Annotated in this window: 1 pseudogene; it reads right to left on the reverse strand. The window is 72.6% G+C overall.

The window, feature by feature from the left end:
• Positions 1-205: 205 nt before the first annotated feature.
• A pseudogene (locus PUR56_RS03785) lies at positions 206-401 on the reverse strand (acyltransferase domain-containing protein); the annotation flags it as partial.

Consider the following 401-nt stretch of genomic DNA (forward strand, 5'->3'; position numbering starts at 1 on the left):
AGAGAGAGGCCTCCGCGTTCTACGCCACGAGTTCGAAGGCATCCGATAACTCCGGGATAGCCTCGTTGCACCGCCGGCCCCTAGTGGCGCTCTGCGCACCGTGGCCCGTGAAGAGGAACGGCACGGGGCCCGGCCGTGCGGTGCCGAGCAGACCGGCCGCACCGGACACCACCGCCGCCAGCCCGGTCAGCAGCTCGGCGGGGTGACCGGCGTGCACCACGGCCCCAGGGCCGTTCACCACCGCAACGTCCACATCCGGGAACGACTCCAGCACCTCCGCCTAGGAAGCACCCACCGCGAGCATCGCCCCACCGGCGGGAAGGGCCTGCATCAGTCGGCCCCGGGCCACGACCAACGCCGCCGCATCGCCGAGCGACAGCACCCCGGCCACGTGCGCGGCA

It is taken from the genome of Streptomyces sp. BE303, from assembly GCF_036290945.1.
GTDB lineage: Bacteria > Actinomycetota > Actinomycetes > Streptomycetales > Streptomycetaceae > Kitasatospora.